The sequence below is a fragment of the Chryseobacterium lacus genome (genome assembly GCF_003336205.1).
Classification (GTDB): domain Bacteria; phylum Bacteroidota; class Bacteroidia; order Flavobacteriales; family Weeksellaceae; genus Chryseobacterium_A; species Chryseobacterium_A lacus.
In genome coordinates this window covers 1-19,718 of the sequence record NZ_QPIE01000001.1, presented here as the reverse complement: position 1 = coordinate 19,718, position 19,718 = coordinate 1, and the positions used below count along the sequence as shown (strand labels likewise).

12 protein-coding genes are annotated in these 19,718 nt (G+C 39.7%); 10 read left to right on the top strand and 2 right to left on the bottom strand.

What is annotated here, in order from left to right:
- Positions 1 to 669 precede the first annotated feature (669 nt).
- Both DQ356_RS00060 and DQ356_RS00055 read right to left on the bottom strand, forming a co-directional pair.
- Positions 670 to 1,434, bottom strand: a complete 765-nt coding sequence (locus DQ356_RS00060; RefSeq protein ID WP_114302442.1) for a 3'-5' exonuclease — start codon at positions 1,432 to 1,434, stop codon at positions 670 to 672.
- 37 nt (positions 1,435 to 1,471) lie between these two features.
- Positions 1,472 to 2,185: a CDP-alcohol phosphatidyltransferase family protein gene (locus DQ356_RS00055; RefSeq protein WP_114302441.1), complete on the bottom strand. Its 714-nt coding sequence runs from the start codon at positions 2,183 to 2,185 to the stop codon at positions 1,472 to 1,474.
- Between the two features lie 93 nt (positions 2,186 to 2,278).
- On the opposite strand from DQ356_RS00055, the gene DQ356_RS00050 reads away from it, so the two are divergent.
- The 10 genes from DQ356_RS00050 (at position 2,279) to DQ356_RS00005 (ending at position 19,037) form a co-directional block, all read left to right on the top strand.
- Entirely contained in the window at positions 2,279 to 4,207 is a 1,929-nt protein-coding gene (locus DQ356_RS00050) for an LTA synthase family protein (RefSeq protein ID WP_114302440.1), read from the top strand.
- A 110-nt stretch (positions 4,208 to 4,317) separates the two neighbouring features.
- A complete protein-coding gene (locus tag DQ356_RS00045; protein ID WP_114302439.1) occupies positions 4,318 to 4,740 on the top strand; it encodes a DUF2147 domain-containing protein in 423 nt (140 codons plus the stop codon).
- A 188-nt stretch (positions 4,741 to 4,928) separates the two neighbouring features.
- Positions 4,929 to 5,912: a pyruvate dehydrogenase complex E1 component subunit beta gene (locus DQ356_RS00040; RefSeq protein WP_114302787.1), complete on the top strand. Its 984-nt coding sequence runs from the start codon at positions 4,929 to 4,931 to the stop codon at positions 5,910 to 5,912.
- A gap of 146 nt (positions 5,913 to 6,058) precedes the next feature.
- Positions 6,059 to 8,029 carry a KUP/HAK/KT family potassium transporter gene (locus DQ356_RS00035; protein ID WP_114302438.1) on the top strand — a complete coding sequence of 657 codons (1,971 nt, stop codon included), beginning with the start codon at positions 6,059 to 6,061 and terminating at the stop codon, positions 8,027 to 8,029.
- A gap of 199 nt (positions 8,030 to 8,228) precedes the next feature.
- Positions 8,229 to 8,705 (top strand): Fur family transcriptional regulator, encoded by a 477-nt coding sequence (locus DQ356_RS00030; RefSeq protein WP_185123756.1) that lies wholly within the window; start codon positions 8,229 to 8,231, stop codon positions 8,703 to 8,705.
- Positions 8,702 to 10,426: an OstA-like protein gene (locus DQ356_RS00025; protein ID WP_114302437.1), complete on the top strand. Its 1,725-nt coding sequence runs from the start codon at positions 8,702 to 8,704 to the stop codon at positions 10,424 to 10,426. The genes DQ356_RS00030 and DQ356_RS00025 overlap by 4 nt, the downstream gene beginning before the upstream one ends.
- Before the next feature lie 144 nt (positions 10,427 to 10,570).
- Positions 10,571 to 11,155, top strand: coding sequence for a Holliday junction branch migration protein RuvA (gene ruvA / locus DQ356_RS00020; protein WP_114302436.1), 585 nt, complete (start codon positions 10,571 to 10,573; stop codon positions 11,153 to 11,155).
- A gap of 8 nt (positions 11,156 to 11,163) precedes the next feature.
- Positions 11,164 to 18,201, top strand: coding sequence for a T9SS outer membrane translocon Sov/SprA (gene sov, locus DQ356_RS00015; RefSeq protein WP_228420568.1), 7,038 nt, complete (start codon positions 11,164 to 11,166; stop codon positions 18,199 to 18,201).
- Positions 18,202 to 18,313: 112 nt separating this feature from the next.
- Positions 18,314 to 18,691 carry a glycine cleavage system protein GcvH gene (gene gcvH, locus DQ356_RS00010; RefSeq protein WP_114302435.1) on the top strand — a complete coding sequence of 126 codons (378 nt, stop codon included), beginning with the start codon at positions 18,314 to 18,316 and terminating at the stop codon, positions 18,689 to 18,691.
- Positions 18,633 to 19,037 (top strand): VanZ family protein, encoded by a 405-nt coding sequence (locus tag DQ356_RS00005; RefSeq protein ID WP_185123755.1) that lies wholly within the window; start codon positions 18,633 to 18,635, stop codon positions 19,035 to 19,037. Before gcvH ends, DQ356_RS00005 begins: the two co-directional genes overlap by 59 nt.
- Positions 19,038 to 19,718: the final 681 nt, after the last annotated feature.

Genomic DNA, 19,718 nt, shown 5'->3' with positions numbered 1-19,718 from the left:
TAGAATTTATATAATGAAAAGCCGTTACGGAAATTTCCGTAACGGCTTTTCTATGCTGTTATAACCCTATCAAGCATTACAAAATCGCCTGATTTTGATGCGGCAATTTTTACTTCAATGAACAAAGTTTGCCCAATGATGTACGATAAACTTAAAGAAACCATATAGCTGCAAATTGGGACTCAAAAAAGTTTGAGATAGATTGTGTGCAATATTTAATGTTAACTTCGCCTCAATATTTGCCATATTTAAAAAGAAATCGGGTATTTATTTCTTTTTAAGACGAGATATTTTTAAAAAATATAACATAACGTAGAATACTACAGTGAACAACAAAGAAACAAGTATGATAAACATTCCGTCAAGTCCTTCAATGGTGGATTTAAACCAATCAACATAAAAATTGAGTATTGAAAAAACGATCAACAGGAGGGCAAAGAAAAATGCAGAATCTGCTATTAAATTAGCTTTAAACTTCACTTTTTCCTTATCATTTTTATGATGATCAGTGTACCCGGCAATCAGATGATATCTTTTTTTATACTTAATGAAGTAAGCAATTACTAAAAATATTGTTGACACAAAAAGTAAGAATATATGCGTAAACATTATTGTATTATTTAATGCGACAATAAACACGGAAGAGATAGGACGAAATGATCAATGTTATTAAAACCTCGAACGGAGCTGTATTCCTGTCAGTACCTTTTTGGTGTATAGTGGAAAATCGGCATTCTGAATCCAGCCGTAATAACCTAAGTCTTTCTGAAAAACATCTTTCACCCTCTGTCCTTTGTATTTCCCGAAAGTGAAGATTTCTTTTTGGTCATCATCAAAAGCAATAAATCCTGCCAAGTCTGCAAAACGGCTGTGGAAAGAAAATTCACTCAGTCCTGCAATATCATTCGGTAAATCGTCGTAATGGGCTACCTGAGCGTCCAGAACTTCAAACGTAGCCAAAACGTCGGCTTCCGCAGAATGGGCATTTTCCAGTTCTTTCTGACAGTAAAAACGGTAGGCAGCGGAAAGATTCCGGGGTTCTTTTTTATGAAAAATTGTCTGGGCATCCACCAGTTTGAATTTGCTGAGGTCAAAATCATGTCCTGCTCTCAGAAGTTCCTCTGCCAGTAAAGGCACATCAAAACGGTTTGAATTAAATCCTCCAAGATCGGTTCCGGAAATCATTTCCATAATTTTCGGTGCAATATCACGGAATTTCGGCGCATCTTTCACGTCCTCATCCGTAATACCGTGAATGGCTGCCGCCTCTTTCGGAATATACATTTCAGGATTTACCAGCCAGGTTCTGCTTTCGCGCGATGCATCAGGATATACTTTCAGAATGCAGATTTCTACAATCCGGTCTTTCCCGACGTTGGTTCCGGTCGTTTCCAGATCGAATACACAAAGTGGTTTATGTAGTTTTAAGTTCATAAAAATAATTTAAAGAATTGCGGTTGATGTCGAATGATTATCTCAGATGCTTTTGAAAAATTACCGAAACCAAAATATAATAAAGCACCACCATCGGCAATGCAAGAGTTCTGAAGAAGAGTAAAAGAAGTACCGAGCCTGCTGCCAAAATAATTTTCGGAAGGTTATCCTGAATTCTTTTCGATTTGAATTTCATCGCAATCATCCGGATCGGGCTGATGAGCAGCCACGAACTGAGTGCCGTAAGCGCAAGCAGAAAAAGCGGACTTTCCACTAAAGAAGTGACAAAAGCACTTTCGTGCGAAGCATAAAGCAATCCCAGAATCAGCACCGTGTTGGTGGGCGTATTGAGGCCTTTGAAAAAATATTTCTGTTCGTCATCGATATTGAAAATGGCAAGCCGCAAACAAGAAAAGAGGGTGATGAACAACCCGAGATATTGAATTTCAAAAGGAAGAGAAATGCCGAAAATTTCTGAACCAAAAGGTTCCAGCATTTTTAGCATGGCAATGCCGGGAAGAACCCCGAAACTCACCATATCAGCTAAGGAATCCAGTTGGGCACCCAAGCTGGAATTGGACTTTAAAGCACGCGCAACAAAACCGTCAAAAAAATCCAGAACCAGTGAAATTACCATGCAGAAAAATGCTGTGTGAAGGTCATTTTGAATCAGATGAATAACGCCGATGGTTCCGGAAAACAGATTTCCAAGAGTGAACATATTGGCCAGCTGGTTGCGGAAAAAACTCATACTGCAAAAATAGCTTTTTTTATTGGTTCATAACCCCGAAGGTTCAGTGTTCTGAATGTGAACGGTATAGGAAATAAATGTAAATTTGCGCTTATGAATTTTTTTAAAGAATACCGGACGGGTGAGGTCGTAGCTTTATTATACCGCCTCTTTCTGGCTTATTTTTTCTACCAATTCGCCAGATTTTTGTTTTGGTTTTATAATAAAGACCTGATAAAGGTGGATGGAATTTCAGATTATCTGAATCTGGCATGGCATGGCATCGCCTTCGATACCACTGCTATTCTTTATGTGAACAGCCTATTTATTCTCCTCAGCCTGATTCCGGTGATGGTGAATACCAAAAAATATTACCAAAAAATACTGTTTTGGATTTATTTTATCACCAACGGAATCGCATACTCTTTAAATTTTGGGGATTTCATTTACTTCAAATTCAGTCAGGCTCGTCTTACGATTGCAGCAATGCATGTAGCACAGCACGAATCGAATCTGTTAAAGGTTTTCGGCGTTTCTGTGATGCAGCATCCTTTTGTGTTGATTTGGTTTTTTGTTCTCATGGCTTTATGGGTTTGGTTGTACAAAAAAGTAAAGGTCCAATTTAAAAAACCAAAGAAACTCATTCCGTATTTCTTTTTTTCCATTGTTACCCTTTGCGCTGTGGCCACCCTGGCAGTAGGTGGAATACGCGGCGATTTCCGGCACAGCACGCGCCCGATCAATATGGTGGATGCCAATAAACATGTGAAGAATCCAGCTCAGGGAAATGTGGTGCTCAACAGTACTTTTTCATTCATCCGTACCATCAACAGTAATAATTTCCGTTTGGTGAATTTTGTGGAGCAACAGTTTATTGAAGAGAATATTCATCCTTACAAAACTTATCAAAGAACCATAAAAGAACGCCCGAATATTGTTATTTTCATCGTGGAATCTTTTGGTAGAGAATATTCTGGAGCTTTTAACCAGAACAGAAATATTGAGAATTTTGTTTCGTACACTCCTTTCGTGGACAGTCTGGCGAAGGAAAGCCTTATTTTTCCCAATGCTTTTGCGAACGGCAGACAGTCCATTCACGGAATGAGCAGTATCCTGGCCGGAATTCCAACGCTCACAGATGCTTTCACCAGTTCGCCTTATGCCAATCAGAAAATCCAGTCTGTGGTTTCTATTTCCAATGAGTTGGGGTATGACACGTCTTTTTATCATGGCGCTCCTAATGGTTCTATGGGCTTTCAGGGGTTTGGAAATATTCTTGGCTTTCAACATTATTTCGGAAAAACGGAGTATAATAACGATGAAGATTTCGACGGAATGTGGGCCATCTGGGATGAGCCTTTTCTGCAGTATTTCGGAGAGAATATCGGCAAAAAGCAACCTTTTATGAGCACCATGTTTACGGCATCATCTCATCATCCGTTCAGAGTTCCTGAAAAATACCAGGGAAAATTCAAAAAAGGAAACATCGAAATGCATCAGCCAATGCAGTATACGGATTGGGCCATTCGTCAATTCTTTGAAAGTGTCAAAAACAAACCGTGGTTTCACAATACGATTTTCGTGATTACAGGCGATCATACCAATCAGGTGTATTATCCAGAATATGAAAAAACGATGAATCGATACGCCGTTCCTATTTTGTTTTATTCGCCGAATCCTGAATACCAATTGAAAGGCGTAAATTATGAACTGGCACAGCAAATGGATATTTATCCCACATTGGCAGATCTTATGGGATACAATAAAAAAATCCGGAGCTGGGGCAGAAGTTTAGTTTCTGAAAAACAATATCCTCACCTCATTGTAAATTCGGATTCCATTAATGAGCAAATGATCATCGGGAATTATATTTACCGATTCAACGGAAACGAGGTAGTAGGAGTATATGACCAGTCTGATCTGAATATGGAAAAAAATCTTCTCGGAAAAGTAAATAATGCAGAAATTGAAAAAGGAATAAAGCTTTGCAGGGCGTGGTATCAGGATTATATGGATCGGGTAATTAACCGGAAACTCAATTAAAAAAGGGTTTTAATAAAAAAGCGAGGATGTGAATAATAATAAATTTGTCGCTTAACAAATTTTAATTATTTTTATCAAAACAAAAACATCTTAACAAATACCTTACTGATATGAAAAAAATCGCACTTACTTTTATAGCACTTACCGCAGGCGTGTTTTCCTTTGCACAGATCGAGGGAAAATGGAAAACCATCGATGATGAAACAGGAAAAGCCAAATCTATCGTTGAAATCACCAAGAAATCCGACGGTAAATATTACGGTAAAATCGTTCAGCTGCTCGCAAAACCCAGTCACAATACCTGTATAGACTGCAAAGGCGACCGGAACGGAAAACCACTCATAGGCCTCGAAATCATCCGTGGTCTGGAGAAAAAAGGAGATGAATTTACCGGCGGTACGATTGTCAATCCAAAAGGAGGAAAAGAATACAAATGCACCATCAAAAAAGACGGTGACAAGCTGAATGTACGAGGGTATGTAGGTTTTTCGTTAATCGGAAGAACACAGACCTGGCATAAAGTTGAAGGATAAAATCCGCCACTTGAAAGATGAATCAGCAGTATTTTGTTATTGCTGATTTTTTTTTACTGCTTAAACATTTTATCAATTACCCGATTAATCTATTTCACAACACTTCCGCCAATATAGAGAAACCGAGGTTGGTTGCCCGAGGTAACAAAATTTTCATTATTTTTGTGAACTTTAAAATTAGAAAGATCATGGCAGAATATACTTTCCGTGAAGTGATTGCTCAGGCAATGAGTGAGGAAATGCGCAAAGATGAATCCATTTTTCTCATGGGTGAAGAGGTGGCAGAATACAATGGTGCTTATAAAGCGTCCAAAGGAATGCTGGATGAATTTGGACCCAAAAGAGTAATCGATACGCCGATTGCCGAATTGGGCTTCACCGGAATTTCTGTAGGGGCAGCGATGAACGGAAACCGGCCCATCGTGGAATTTATGACTTTTAATTTCTCGCTGGTAGGAATTGATCAAATCATCAACAATGCTGCGAAAATCCGTCAGATGAGTGGTGGACAATGGAACTGTCCCATCGTATTTCGCGGACCTACGGCTTCTGCAGGTCAGTTAGGAGCTACCCACTCTCAGGCTTTTGAAAGCTGGTACGCCAACTGTCCCGGACTGAAAGTCGTGGTGCCGTCCAATCCTTATGATGCAAAGGGACTTTTGAAAACTGCCATTCAGGATAACGATCCGGTGATTTTCATGGAATCTGAGCAGATGTATGGCGATAAAATGGAAATTCCCGAAGAAGAATATTATCTGCCTATCGGAAAAGCAGATATTAAAAAAGAAGGAAAAGATGTGACTCTGGTTTCTTTTGGAAAAATCATGAAACTCGCAATGCAGGCGGCTGAAGATATGGAAAACGAAGGCATTTCGGTTGAGGTGATTGATTTAAGAACCGTGCGTCCACTGGATTATGATACCGTTTTGAATTCTGTGAAAAAAACCAACCGCCTTGTGGTACTGGAAGAAGCCTGGCCTTTTGGTTCCGTAGCTTCAGAAATTACTTACATGGTGCAGCAGAAAGCCTTCGATTATCTGGATGCGCCCATCAAGAGAATTACGACGCCCGATGCTCCGGCACCTTATTCATCGGCATTATTTGCAGAATGGTTTCCGAAACTTGAAAAAGTGAAAGAAGAAATTAAAAAAGCAATGTACATTAAAGCATAAATAAAGCTCCCTTAAATGGGAGTTTTTTTGTGTCTGATTTTCTTTTCAATTATAGATAGAAACTTTCAAAACGAGGTTTTTCCATTTAAAAAAAGTAACAAAATATAAGGTTTTATTCATCTAAATTTGCCGATATTTTCGATCATATGACAAGAGAGGAATCGGCAACTCCGTTCAATTTGAAGAAACTTTCCTTTTTGGGAGTAGTTGTATCGCTGGGAATCGTCTTCGGGGATATCGGAACCTCGCCGTTGTATGTGATGAAGGCTATTGTGGCGGCCAAAGAGAATTCGCTTCCTTTGAACGAATACATTGAAGGTGCGCTCTCATGCATCATCTGGACTCTCACTTTGCAAACCACCCTGAAATATGTGATTATCGCACTTCGCGCGGATAATAAAGGGGAAGGTGGAATCCTCGCACTGTATTCTCTGATTAAAAGATCCAAAAAAACGTGGCTCTATATCATTGCGCTCATTGGGGCCGCAACATTGGTGGCAGATAGTGTCATTACGCCGTCGCTCACGGTCATTTCTGCCGTAGAAGGGCTGAAGATGTACAATCCCAATACTCCCGTCGTGCTCATTACCTGTGCTATTCTGGTGATTGTTTTTTTTATTCAGCAATTTGGTACCGGATTTATCGGGAAGTTTTTCGGACCGGTGATGATTCTTTGGTTCTTATCGCTGGGCTTTTTTGGATCCATCCATATTTTTGATCACGTTGAAATCTTCAATTCTTTTAATCCGTATTATGCGTATAAACTCATCACCCATTCGCCGAGTGCAATGGTGATTATGGGAGCAGTATTTCTTTGTACAACCGGAGCTGAGGCGCTGTATTCTGACCTGGGGCATTGCGGAAAAAACAATATTCGGGTAAGCTGGATTTTTGTGAAAGTAATGCTGATTCTGAATTATCTCGGTCAGGGAGCCTGGTTGCTGGATCATGCAGATATGGTGCAAAAAACGGGCATGAATCCCTTTTTTGGCATTATGCCGCAGTATGTGTTGCTTCCCGGGGTTTTGCTCGCCACAGCTGCGGCCATCATCGCCAGCCAATCGGTGATCACGGGTTCATTCACGATGTTTTCTGAAGCAATGTCTATTAATTTCTGGCCTAATCAGAAAATAGATTATCCAAGCGGTGTAAAAGGGCAGATGTATATTCCGAGAATCAATTGGGGTTTACTGCTGCTGTGTATTATTGTAGTTCTTTATTTTCAGGAATCAGGAAAAATGGAAGCTGCGTACGGGCTTACCATCACCATTACGATGCTCATGACCACTGTCTTGCTCATCTTCTGGCTGCGTCGCAAAAGAATGCACTCTTTGTTGGTAGTGATGTTTTTAGTGGTGTATCTTTTTATTGAACTCGGTTTTTTCAGTGCGAATATTATTAAATTTTTTGATGGCGGCTGGCTCACTATTGTTTTGGGCGGATTTATCGGGACCTGTATGTATGCCTGGTACAACGGGAGGCGAATCAAAACCAAATTTATCAAATTTGTAGATTTCAAAAAGTACACGCCCATCATTACCGATATGAAACTGGATGAATCGATTCCGAAATATGCCACGAATCTGGCTTATTTGAGCAGAGCAAAAAAAGAAGGCGAAATAGAATCCAAGATTATTTACTCCATCATCCGCAAACAGCCCAAAAGAGCCGATCATTATTTTATTCTGAATATTGTCAATCAGGAAGCACCTTACACCTTTTCTTATACGGTAGAAGAAGTGGTGGCCGGAACCATTTATAAAATCAACTTCATGCTCGGATTTAAGATTGACCGGCGAATTAACGATTATTTTGATGATGTGCTGAAAGACCTGATTGAGCAAGGCGTTATTCCGTCGCGGAGCAACCATCCTTCGTTGTGGAAACACAATATTCCGCCGGATTTGAAGTATGTGATCATCGATAATACTTATATTAACGATACGCTACTCACGGTGAAAGAAAAAATCATCCTCAATATTTACAATTTCGTCAAATACATAGGCAGCGACGATTTCAAAACCTGGGGCGTATCTCCACACAATGTGGTGGTAGAATCGGCACCGCTACTGGATCAGGATATTGCCACGAAAAAAATTAAGCGGGCAGAAAAATGATCATATACAACCGGCAGATAATAAAAGAAAAACTTGACCGTTCTTAATATTTCATATTCAAGAGTTTGTATTTTATATCTCATCAGGGTTTTAAAGTTTTCCAGAGTAATAGAAAATCATGCTTGTTTAATACTTTCTCAACAATAGCTAAAAAAGCAAGTCTGATAAAAATTCAATAAATTTGCACCAAACTGAGGCAATGGATTTGATACATAAAGAAAATAATATTACGCAGATTAAAAGTGTTTTGAGGCAATATCTCCAGGAAAATAACCTGAGAAATACACCGGAACGCTATACTATTCTCGAAGAAATTTACGGGATGGATCACCATTTTAATGTGGATGATCTCTATCTGGTGATGATGCAAAAGAAATATCATGTATCCAAAGCAACCATCTACAATACCATAGAAATTTTTTTGGATGCCGGGTTAATCCGGAGACATCAGTTTGGGGAGAAAACGCTTTCTTCCTCTTCGTATGAAAAATCTTACTTCGACAAGCAGCACGACCATCTGGTGATTTACAAAAAAGATTCGGGAAAAGAAATTGCCGAAATCATTGAGTTTTGTGATCCGAGAATTCAGGGCATCAAACGCTCTATTGAAGAGGCTTTTGGCGTAAATATTGATTCGCACTCGCTGTACTTTTACGGTACCAAAAAGGAAGAATGAAAAAATTATTTGCCGTATTTCTTTGTCTGGCCGTCCATCTGTCCGCACAAATTACACCTGCTACACCTCTGGTAAAAGATCCTTTCTTTACGCAGCAACCCGGAGCAGCGCAGGGTGAAAAAGTGAAACTCGTACATGCGGATTTTGTTAAAAAAGATCCGAAACGATACGACGGAAATACCTTCTTCGAAAACAATGTCCATTTTGAACATCAGGGATCTGTGCTTACCGCAGATCTGGTGATCTGGTATGAAAAAGATAATTTTATAAAAGCGATAGGAAACGTAAAGTTGGTAAATACTGACGGTTCTGTCATTACTTCTGGTGAAATGGAATATGATGGCGATTCACAACGGGGAATTGCAAAAAAAAATGTGGTTCTTACAGATCCCAAACAAACCATCCGTACGGAAACGCTGTACTATGACCGGCTTTCCAATAGGGCATATTTCAATACCGGAGGAACCATTACAGACGGGCAAAGTGTAATGTATTCCAAATCTGCCTCATACAATGTAGCCACGAAAATGATCGATTTTACAGGAAATGTTAAAATTGAAAACCGCCAGTATATCGTAGATGGAACCAATTTTATTCAGAACCAAAATACCAACATCACCACATTCAATGGGCCTACAACGATGATCAACCGAGATAATCCGAAGAACAGAGTATACACCGAAAAAGGAACCTATAATCAGAATACCGAGGAAGTTTGGCTCAATAAAAATTCAATTATTTACTATAATGATAAAACCCTTGTGGGCGATGCGATGTATTTCAACAGAATTACCGGATTTGGAACAGCAAGGGGGAATGTCACTTTGAATGATCCTTTGGAAAAACGCTACATCAAAGGAGAATATGGCGAAATTTTTCAGAAAATAGATTCGGCGATGGTGACAGAAAAACCTTATGCCGTGAAAATTCTGGAGAAAGATTCTGCGTACTTTTCAGCCGAGAAAATTCTGGCGTATCAGAAAATGGATTCTGTAGGCCAAAAGAAAAGCTATCTTCGGGCTTATAAAAAAGCAAGATTCTTTAAAACCAATATTCAGGCAAGAGGCGATTCTCTTAGTTTTAACGAAACCGACGGCATCCTGCATCTTACCGTCAATCCTATTGCGTGGAGCGGTGCGAAACAGGTTTCAGGCGATGAAATTAAAGCCTATTTTAATGTCGAAAATGAATATATTGATTCCCTGAAAGTTAACGGAAATGCGTTTGCCATCAGCAAAGTGGATTCTCTGAACCTGAAAGATGAATTTCATCAGGTGAAGGGCAAACTGATGACCATTTATTACAAAGAAAATGAAATCCATCTCGCTCATGTTATCGGGAATGCACAAGCAGTTACGTATGCAGACGATCAAAACGAGGAAACGAAAGAACCGGTGAGAATAGGTGTAGCGCTTTCCACCTGCGGAATAATTGAAGCACTATTTGAAGAACGGAAAATTCAAATTATTTCCTGTAATATTGGTGCCATAACCGACATTCATCCGATGAGCAAAATCTCTGATGAGCAGCGGTTTCTGCCCGGTTTCAACTGGAATACGAAAGACCGGCTTCTGAAATGGCAGGACATTTTCCTCGATTCTCCCGATTACGAAGAAATTAAATACATTTCTGATAACCCACTTTTTCAGGCAGCTGAAACTGAAGCTGCAAAAAAACGTGCAGAGGAAGAAGCCAAAAATCCAAAAAGAACTAGACGATAATATTTGACGTTTACAGGTTATCCATTTAGCGATTAAACAATTAACTTATTAATCTACCGGGAAGCTTGTCTTTCCAAATAGGTTCAACCCAAACTCCGCTTGTTTTCTGATAAATGTTTATATTTGAAATCTTCAAATTGAATTATGATCTATTCTCTGAAAGGTATTGTGCAGGAATTAGGTCCGACACATGTCGTGATCGACGTAGATGGCATCGGTTATTATGTCGGCATTAGTTTACAGACATCACAGAAATTGGTACATCAACAACCGGTTTTTCTTTTTACACAGCAAATTATTCGTGAGGACAGCCATCAGCTGTTTGGTTTTTTCAGCAAGGAAGAAAAAGAAATGTTTAATTTGTTAATTTCCGTTAGTGGAGTGGGTGCTGTGTCTGCATTGTTGGTGCTGTCATCGCTCAGCCTGCAGGAAATTGCCGGAGCTATCGGAAACGGCAACAGCACTTTGCTGCAAAAAGTAAAGGGGATCGGTGTCAAAACCGCCGAACGCATCATTGTCGATCTTCGGGATAAAGTATTAAAATTCAATGTTTCTGAAGAAAATATTTCTACATTTGCGGATACTAAAGTAAAAGATGAAGCGTTATCAGCATTAGAAGTATTGGGCATTCCAAGAAAAATGAGCGAGAGAATTGCCGACAAAATTCTGAAACAGTATCCGGATTATTCCGTTGAAGATTTGGTAAAACAAATTTTAAAAAACATGTAACACTTTCCGTGAAAAATAAAATCTCTCTATATCCTCTGTTTGCAGCAATACTTTTGTGTCTGGGAATCTCCCGTGCAAATGCGCAGCAAAATCCTGAAACCGAAGCTTCCGTAAGGCAAGAATATCAATTGCCGGATCCTACAGTATATGAAGGATTTTATGATATTCAAACCGGAATGTATTATGTGTATCCCAAAATCGGCGAAATTGTTACCGGGCCTCCGTATGTGATGACACCCCGGGAATATCAGGATTTCATGATGGCTCAGGCAGCGAGAGATTATTACAAAGACAAGTCTGACCAGTACAGTTTGCTCTTCCGGAAAGATAAAGATGAAGCCCGGAGAAGAGGCCTGATTCCGGCTATGAGCATTCGCAACAAAATATTCGAAAGTATTTTCGGAGGAAATAAAATTGAAATTATTCCGTCGGGTTTTGCTTCATTTGATGTCGGCGGATTGTATCAGAAAATTGATAATCCCCTCATTCTTCCTCAAAACAGAACAAGTTTCGCCTTTGATATCGATCAGCGGATCCAGTTGGGACTTTTAGGTAAAGTAGGAGAAAATCTCCAGTTGAAAGCCAATTACGATACCCAAAGCGGATTTGCTTTTGAAAACAGAATGAATCTTGTGTGGCAAGCCAAAGGAACCTGGAAAGATCTTCAAACCAAAGGTTTGCATGACCCTACTACCGGTGGCGAAGATAAATTCATCAAAAGAGTAGAACTCGGAAATGTAAATATGCCACTTTCCACCAGCCTCATTCGCGGCTCGGAATCTCTTTTCGGAATCAAAACTGAATTTCAGGCCGGAAAAACCTACGGAACACTTGTGTTTTCCCAACAGCAGGGAGAAGCCCGTAATATCGTGGTACAAGGCGGAGGTGTTATGAATACCTTTAAAATTAATGCCATTGAATACGATGACAATCAGCATTATTTTCTGAACCATTATTTCCTTAATCAGTATGATAATGCACTTCTGAATTATCCTCAGATCAATTCCAGAGTCAGCATCAACAGGATTGAAGTTTGGGTTTTGGATCAGGGCAATAGCAATCTTTCATTTCAGAAAAGTATTGTCGGAATCAGAGATTTGGGAGATGGGGTTTCAGGATATCCGGACAATTCGCAGAATAATCTTTATCAGCTAGTCAATGGTCTGGGGCCGGGTCTTAGAGATATTAATACCGCCTATAACACCATCAACGGGCAAAGTTTGCCCAACGCTTCCGGAACTCCGGAAACTTTTCAGGATGGAGAACATTTTATTTTCAACAGAAAAGCAAGAAAACTTTCTGAAAACGAATTTAAATTTCATCCGCAACTTGGCTATATTTCTTTAAATCAGCGGCTGAATGATAATCAACTGCTCTCAGTATCTTATTCTTATACGGTAAGTGGTTCCAATCAGGTGTACAAAGTAGGTGAATTTTCCGAAGAGAGCCCTGTGGTTATTACCAAAGTTCTGAAGCCGAATACCAATGTTAAAACAACTTCTCCGATGTGGAATCTGATGATGAAGAATATTTATTCTTTAGAATCGATGCAAATCAGTCCGGAGAATTTCATGTTAAATGTCTATTATCGGGATACACAAACAGGTGGTAAACTTAATTATTTGCCCAATACTCCCGTTCAGGATACGAATCTTCTGAAACTTCTGAACTGGGATCGTTTGAATCTTCATAATGATGTCCAGTCTAACAATGGCGTTCTAGGTGACGGAATTTTCGATTTCGTTCCCCAGATCACCATTCGCCCGGAAGAAGGGAAACTTTTATTCACCAAGGTGCAGCCTTTTGGAAGTTACATGGCTGGAGTTTTGGGAAGTAATGATCCGCAATACGTTTTTACAGACCTTTATACCCAACAGAAACAGGTCGCATCGCAAAGTAATCTTGCGCTCCGGTACACCATGGAAGGCCGCTATCAGGGATCGCAGGGACAGGGAATTTCTCTCGGTGCTATCAATGTTCCGCAAGGTTCTGTGAAAGTCACAGCCAACGGAGTACAGCTTACTGAAGGTATCGATTATACCGTCGATTATATGCTGGGACAGGTAACCATTATCAATGAACAGGTAAAACAATCCGGGCAGGCCATTAATATTTCTCTCGAAAATCAACTTACTTTCAATACGCAACAGAAAAGATTTTTGGGATTAAATCTTGAGCGAAGGGTGAGTGAAAATTTTCTGTTCGGAGGAACGGTGGTGAATTATTCCGAATCGCCGCTGACCCAGAAAGTGAATTTCGGACAGGAAGCCGTCAACAATACGATGTTCGGGGTCAATATGATGTACAACAACCAGTTGCCGTTTTTAACCCGCTTTACGGATAAAATTCCTTTGGTGAATACCGAGGCACCTTCCAATCTTAATTTTAAAATGGAAGCAGCGTATTTGCTTCCGGGACTTAATAGTGCGATTAATAATCAATCGTATGTAGATGATTTTGAGCAGACGACTTCAAGAATTTCATTAAAAGAACCTGCTGCCTGGGCATTAGCTTCAAAACCTGAGCTGAATCAGAGTGATCCGGTATTTGCCGGTGCAGGAAAAAATGATGATGTCACCAACGGAAACGGAAGAGCGCTCATTTCCTGGTATAATATTGATCCAAGATTTTGGGGAGTCGGAGGAAATGCACCAAATGGTATCAATGCAGATGCCGTTTCCAATCATACTTCACGAAGAGTTGAGGTTCAGGAACTTTATAACAGCCGCGATCTTGTGGCTGGAGAACAAATTTTCACCAGTACTTTTGATATTGCTTATTTCCCGCAGGAAAGAGGGCCATATAATGTCAATCCGAATCCGGAAACTACGCAGCAACGTTGGGGTGGATTGATGCGTCCTATTAATATTTCTAATTTTGTAAATTCCAATATTGAATATGTAGAATTCTGGATGATGGATCCGTATGCGGATGGCAATACGTTAGGAGCAAATCCGCGTATGTTACTCCAGTTGGGGAACGTTTCCGAAGATGTTCTGAAAGACGGGCTGATGCAGTATGAAAACGGCTTGCCCACACCTTCCACACCGGCTACAACTTCTAATTCTAACTTAGGGATTCAGCCAAAACAACCGCCCATTCTTTATTCATTTTCTACAGAAGGAAACGATAGAGTCGCTCAGGATCTTGGTTACGACGGACTGGATGGAGCGGGAGAAGCGGTGCGCTTCGGAACTAATTTTGTCAATCCGGTGACCAATATTCCGGATCCTGCATCGGATGACTTTGTGTTCTATCTGTCGGATAAATTTACGGGAAGTTTGGCCTCTTCGGTCATGCAACGCTATAAATATTTCAGAAATCCGGAGGGAAATTCCCAAAGTAATTCCATGGAAGTTGCTTCGCAAACACCAGATGCGGAAGATGTAAACCGGGATTTCAACCTAGATCAAAGCGAATATTACAATCAATATGAAATCCGCCTCGATGCGGCGAGTCTGGCATTAGGAACCGATAATCACATTGCGGATGTAAAGCGTGTTCCAGTGACATTTGAAAACGGAAACAACAGTGAGGTGACTTGGTATCTCGTCAGAATTCCTGTGTCAGCGTATGTGAATACAGCCGGTGCGAACGATGCTTCTGTGTTGAATAATGTGCGTTTCGCCAGATTATTGTTAACCGGTTTTGATGAAGCAGCTACTCTGAGATTCGGAACTTTCGATCTGATCCGTTCCGATTGGAGAAAATACGGAAAAAATATTTCAAGTAATACAGTGCCACCTTCCGGTGAAGGGATCGGCGAACCTTCAGATCAGAACAGGAATTTTGAAGTAGGAAGTGTAAATCTTGAGGAAAACGGATTGAATCAGCCGCCTTATGTATTGCCTCCGGGAATCGACAGACAGGTGCTCAGCGGAAATGCAGGTGCGCAAAGACAAAATGAAGCTTCCTTATTATTGAGAGCCAAAGGACTGAAAGATGAAGCTCGCGGAGTTTTTAAAAATACTGCACTCGATATGAGAAGATTCCGTAAGTTGAAACTTTTCGTACATGCACAGTCAGAAAATATTAGAGATGAAGGTAAAATAGATCCTGAAACAAAATTCTTTATCCGTTTGGGAAGTGATGCCACAGACAATTATTATGAATATGAAGCTGCACTGAAATATACTCCCAAAACCGCTGTTTCACCAATGGACATTTGGCCTTTTGAAAATGAAGTAGATCTGGAAGTGCAACATTTTGTGGATGCGAAAATTCAGAGAGACAAATCGGGCGCGCAAATTATGGATCGTTATCCATACACGGCTTTCGGAAATGAATTTAAGAAAATTTATGTGAAAGGAAGGCCATCGCTGGGCGATGTTACCACCATTATGCTTGGGGTCAGAAATTCCGGTGGACCGGGCGGAAGTGCGAAAGATATTACCCTTTGGGTAAATGAAATCCGTTTAGCAGATATTGAAAATGAAGGAGGGTATGCCGGAAATGCAAGTCTCAGTTTCAATTTGGCGGATCTGGCTTTGATTAATACCAATGCCGCTTATTCTACGGTCGGTTTTGGAAATATAGATTCTAGGCCTGCTGAACGAGCACAAACGACACAATCGGCATTTAATATTAATGCCTCTGTGAACGCAGATAAATTTCTTCCCGAAAAAACCGGCATCAAAATTCCGGTGAATCTTTCCTATTCTCAAACTACTGAAGATCCGAAGTACAATCCCCTGGATACCGATGTGGAATTTGATGAAGCTCCAAATAAAGAGATGCTGAAGGAAGTCGCCAGAACGTACACCCAACAACGAAGCATTGGCGTGGTGAATATGCATAAAGAAAGAGTGAAACCAGATAGCAAACCACGCTTTTATGATGTGGAGAACCTTTCGGTTACTATGGTTTACAACGATGATTATTTCAGGGATATTTATACCAAACGCAATTACAGACAGTATCTGAGAGGAAATATCGATTATAATTTCAGTTTCAAACCGTGGGTAATTCGGCCGTTCCAAAAAATGATCAGCGATACTGCAAAATCTGCAAAATACCTGAAATGGATCAAGGAATTTAACCTGAATCCTGTTCCTACACGACTTTCTTTCAGAACAGAAATTGACAGAAATTATAATGAACTGCAGTTCCGTAATATTGATGCTATCCTGAACGGTAATTTAGGGAACGATTTTGATGTGATCCGAAACCGGAATTTCTTCTTCGGTTGGCAGTATGGAATTGGATTTAATTTTACCCGATCACTGAAGCTGGAAGTGAATTCTGCTATGCGCACCCTGAATGATCATTTGGATGTCAACAGCATGAATACCCGTTCTATTTTTGATAATACCTTCCGCGCAGGAAGGCCTGTCTTATACAACCACCGAATTCAGGCGAATTACAGATTGCCTTTTGAACATCTTCCATATCTGGATTTTATTAATGCTGAAGTTGGTTATGGAATGACCTATAATTGGAATGCCCGTTCTACTGCGATGCTCACCAGTCCGGAAGGAAGTTTAGGATCTGTAGGGCAAAACACCAACAGTATCGTCGCCACAGGTACCGTGGATTTCCCGAAACTGTTTGGAAAAATGAAATATTTCCAGAATATCAATACGAAAATGCAGAAACGGAAACGGGAAATTGATTCCTTGAATACCGTGTACACTGCTGCCTGGGAAAAGAAAAGATTCCGCTACAAAGATTATAAGTTTAAAAATAAACTCAGTATCGGACAAAGTATTGCTTATGCACTTACCTCGATAAAGCAACTCGATCTGAATTACACCGAAAATAACGGTACTGTACTTCCGGGATTATTGTCGGCACCCAACTGGTATGGATACGGACAGACTTTAGGCGGGCCAACTGCCGGTTTCTTATTGGGGTCGCAGTCAGATATCAGGCGTATTGCATTGGAAAATGGTTGGGTAAGTACCTCAAGTCTCATGACAGACCCCTATGTTCAATTGGAAAACAGAAACTTTACTGCGAACCTTCAGGTGATGCCGATGAACGATCTTAGGATAGATTTCAATGCACTGCACAATTACACCCGCAATTATTCACAAGCTGGATTCAATGATTTACAAAACCTTTCAAGGCCCAATCATGATTTCGCTTTCGGAACTGATATGGTGAGCTATTCCAACACCACTTGGTTGTTCAATACCTCTTTCGGCGGTGCTGATGAACTTTACAGAAATATGATCAGTAATGCCAGGGCCATTTCCCAAAGTATCCCGGGTAATACAAATCCTGATGGTTTTACAGACGGGTATGGTCTAGGAAATTCGTATGTTCTGATACCTGCTTTCGAAGCTGCCGTGGAAGGTAAATCGCCGGACGGTGTTTTGGGCGATGCCAAAAAATCAGGTTTCCCGCTTCCCAACTGGAGAATCGTTTATTCTGGTTTGAAAAATATTCCTATAATTAATGCTTATTTTTCCAAAATTGATATTTTGCACGGATATAATGCCACCAAAACGGTTTCCGGAATCCAATCCAGTATTGATTTTTATAATAACGTATCGCGAGACATTAACGGAAATTTTGTAAATCCTTATACTTTCTCGCAGGTTGGATATATAGAAGCTTTTGCTCCTTTGATTGGAATTGATGTAACCTTGCGGAATAATATTCAGGTGCGGGCCAATTACAACAGAGACCGAATGTTGATGTTAGGGCTTGTTAATCAGACATTGACTGAAGATGAAGGGACTGATTATGTAGTTGGGCTGGGATATATTATAAAAGACTTCCGTCTCGGAACGCGCAATATCCGGAGAAGAGCAGGAACTAGCCGTGTTTCAACAGATTTAAATATCCGCGGAGATATCAGACTTCGCGATAATATCACCAGAATTTCCAATATCTTGCTGAACGATTCTCAAATTACAGGCGGACAAAGGCTTTTGAGTATCGATCTTTCCGCAGATTATAACGTGTCACAAAATCTGAACCTGAAACTTTTCTATCAGCAGATGATGACCAAATATAAAATATCTACCGCTTTTCCGCTGTCCACAGTACGGGCTGGAATTACAGCAACCTTTACTTTTGATAGCACAGGAGGTTTCTAGAAAATATAGCCGTCTTATCTTTTAAGGCGGCTTCTTTATTAATGTTTTTAACGGTTTTATTTTTTTGCCGATATCAAATTCTTTAGTTAATTTTGGAAAAATATTTAAAAAGATGAATACACCTACAGAACTAAAGTACACCAAAGATCATGAATGGATCAGAATTGAAGGAAATATCGCCGTTATCGGAATCACAGATTTTGCACAAGGAGAATTAGGCGATATTGTTTTTGTGGATGTAGACACCGTAGATGATGAACTGAATTCCGGGGATGTATTCGGAAGCGTAGAAGCAGTGAAAACAGTTTCCGATCTTTACCTTCCTTTATCCGGTACCGTAGTTGAGTTTAATGAAGAATTGGAAGATCAGCCGGAACTTCTTAATACAGATCCTTATGGAAAAGGATGGATTATAAAACTTCAGATTGCTGATGAGTCCCAACAATCAGAATTGCTGTCAGCTGAAGAATATCAAGCTACACTTGGATAATTATTCCAAAATATTTATAAGAGTTTTGCCCATTTATTGGGCATTTCTCACTTTTATGCTTCTGCGTCCAAGTGTAAAAGTAGATCCTATTTTCCTTTTTCAGGGTGTTGACAAAGTTGTACATTTTGGAATCTTTACTGTCCTAAGCTTTTGTTTTATGGCTGCCTTGCCGCGACTGCGCTTTTCCGTCTCTTTACTGATTCTGCTGGTGTATGCGCTGCTTACCGAAGTTTTCCAGGGAATAATGAAGAACGGAAGAACCTTTGAGCTTTTGGATATTGTCGCTGATACCGCCGGAATCCTGACAGGAATTTTCATTTACAGACAAATAAATAAAAGAAAGTAGCCATACAATAATGATAACAACTCCCCGAAGATCTTTTGAGAATTAATTTTTAGGTGTCATATTATATTATGGAACCGTTAGCTTAGATATCACGCCTGATTGAAAATAATTCAGCAACGAAAAAATAAATTTTACTTCATTTAAATTCATTTTTCCCTGATTTAGGTCTTTATAATCTCCTTTAAAAATTAATTTTCATCCCGTTTAAGGCGATTATGTATTGCAAAAAGGTCATTGTGGAAAACTATCTTATCTTCTTAATATATTTAGAATCAATTCTTAAAGAGCTACTTTATCAACATTTCATTTATTTTCTAATAAAACGTTTGTTTTTTAATACCAACTTGTTCTATCTTTGCAGTCACTTTATAGTGGAGCAGAAGCTGATTAAAATATAAAGAACAAATCAAATTATATAAAATTAATTTGCAGATCTAGAAATTAATCGTATCTTTGCAATCCCAAAACGAGAGAATGTTTTAAGGGAAGCGCAGGAGAGGCGATCGAGGATTAGGGTGTATTTGGAGTGGTTAGAAAATTATTTTTAATTTATTTTCAAAAACATTTGGTCAGTTCAAAAATAGTTTATACTTTTGCACTCGCAAATCGGGGTTAACGACAGAAAGAGAATCCTGATACAAGCGAAAAGAGAAGAGATCTTTGAAATATAAATAACAACCA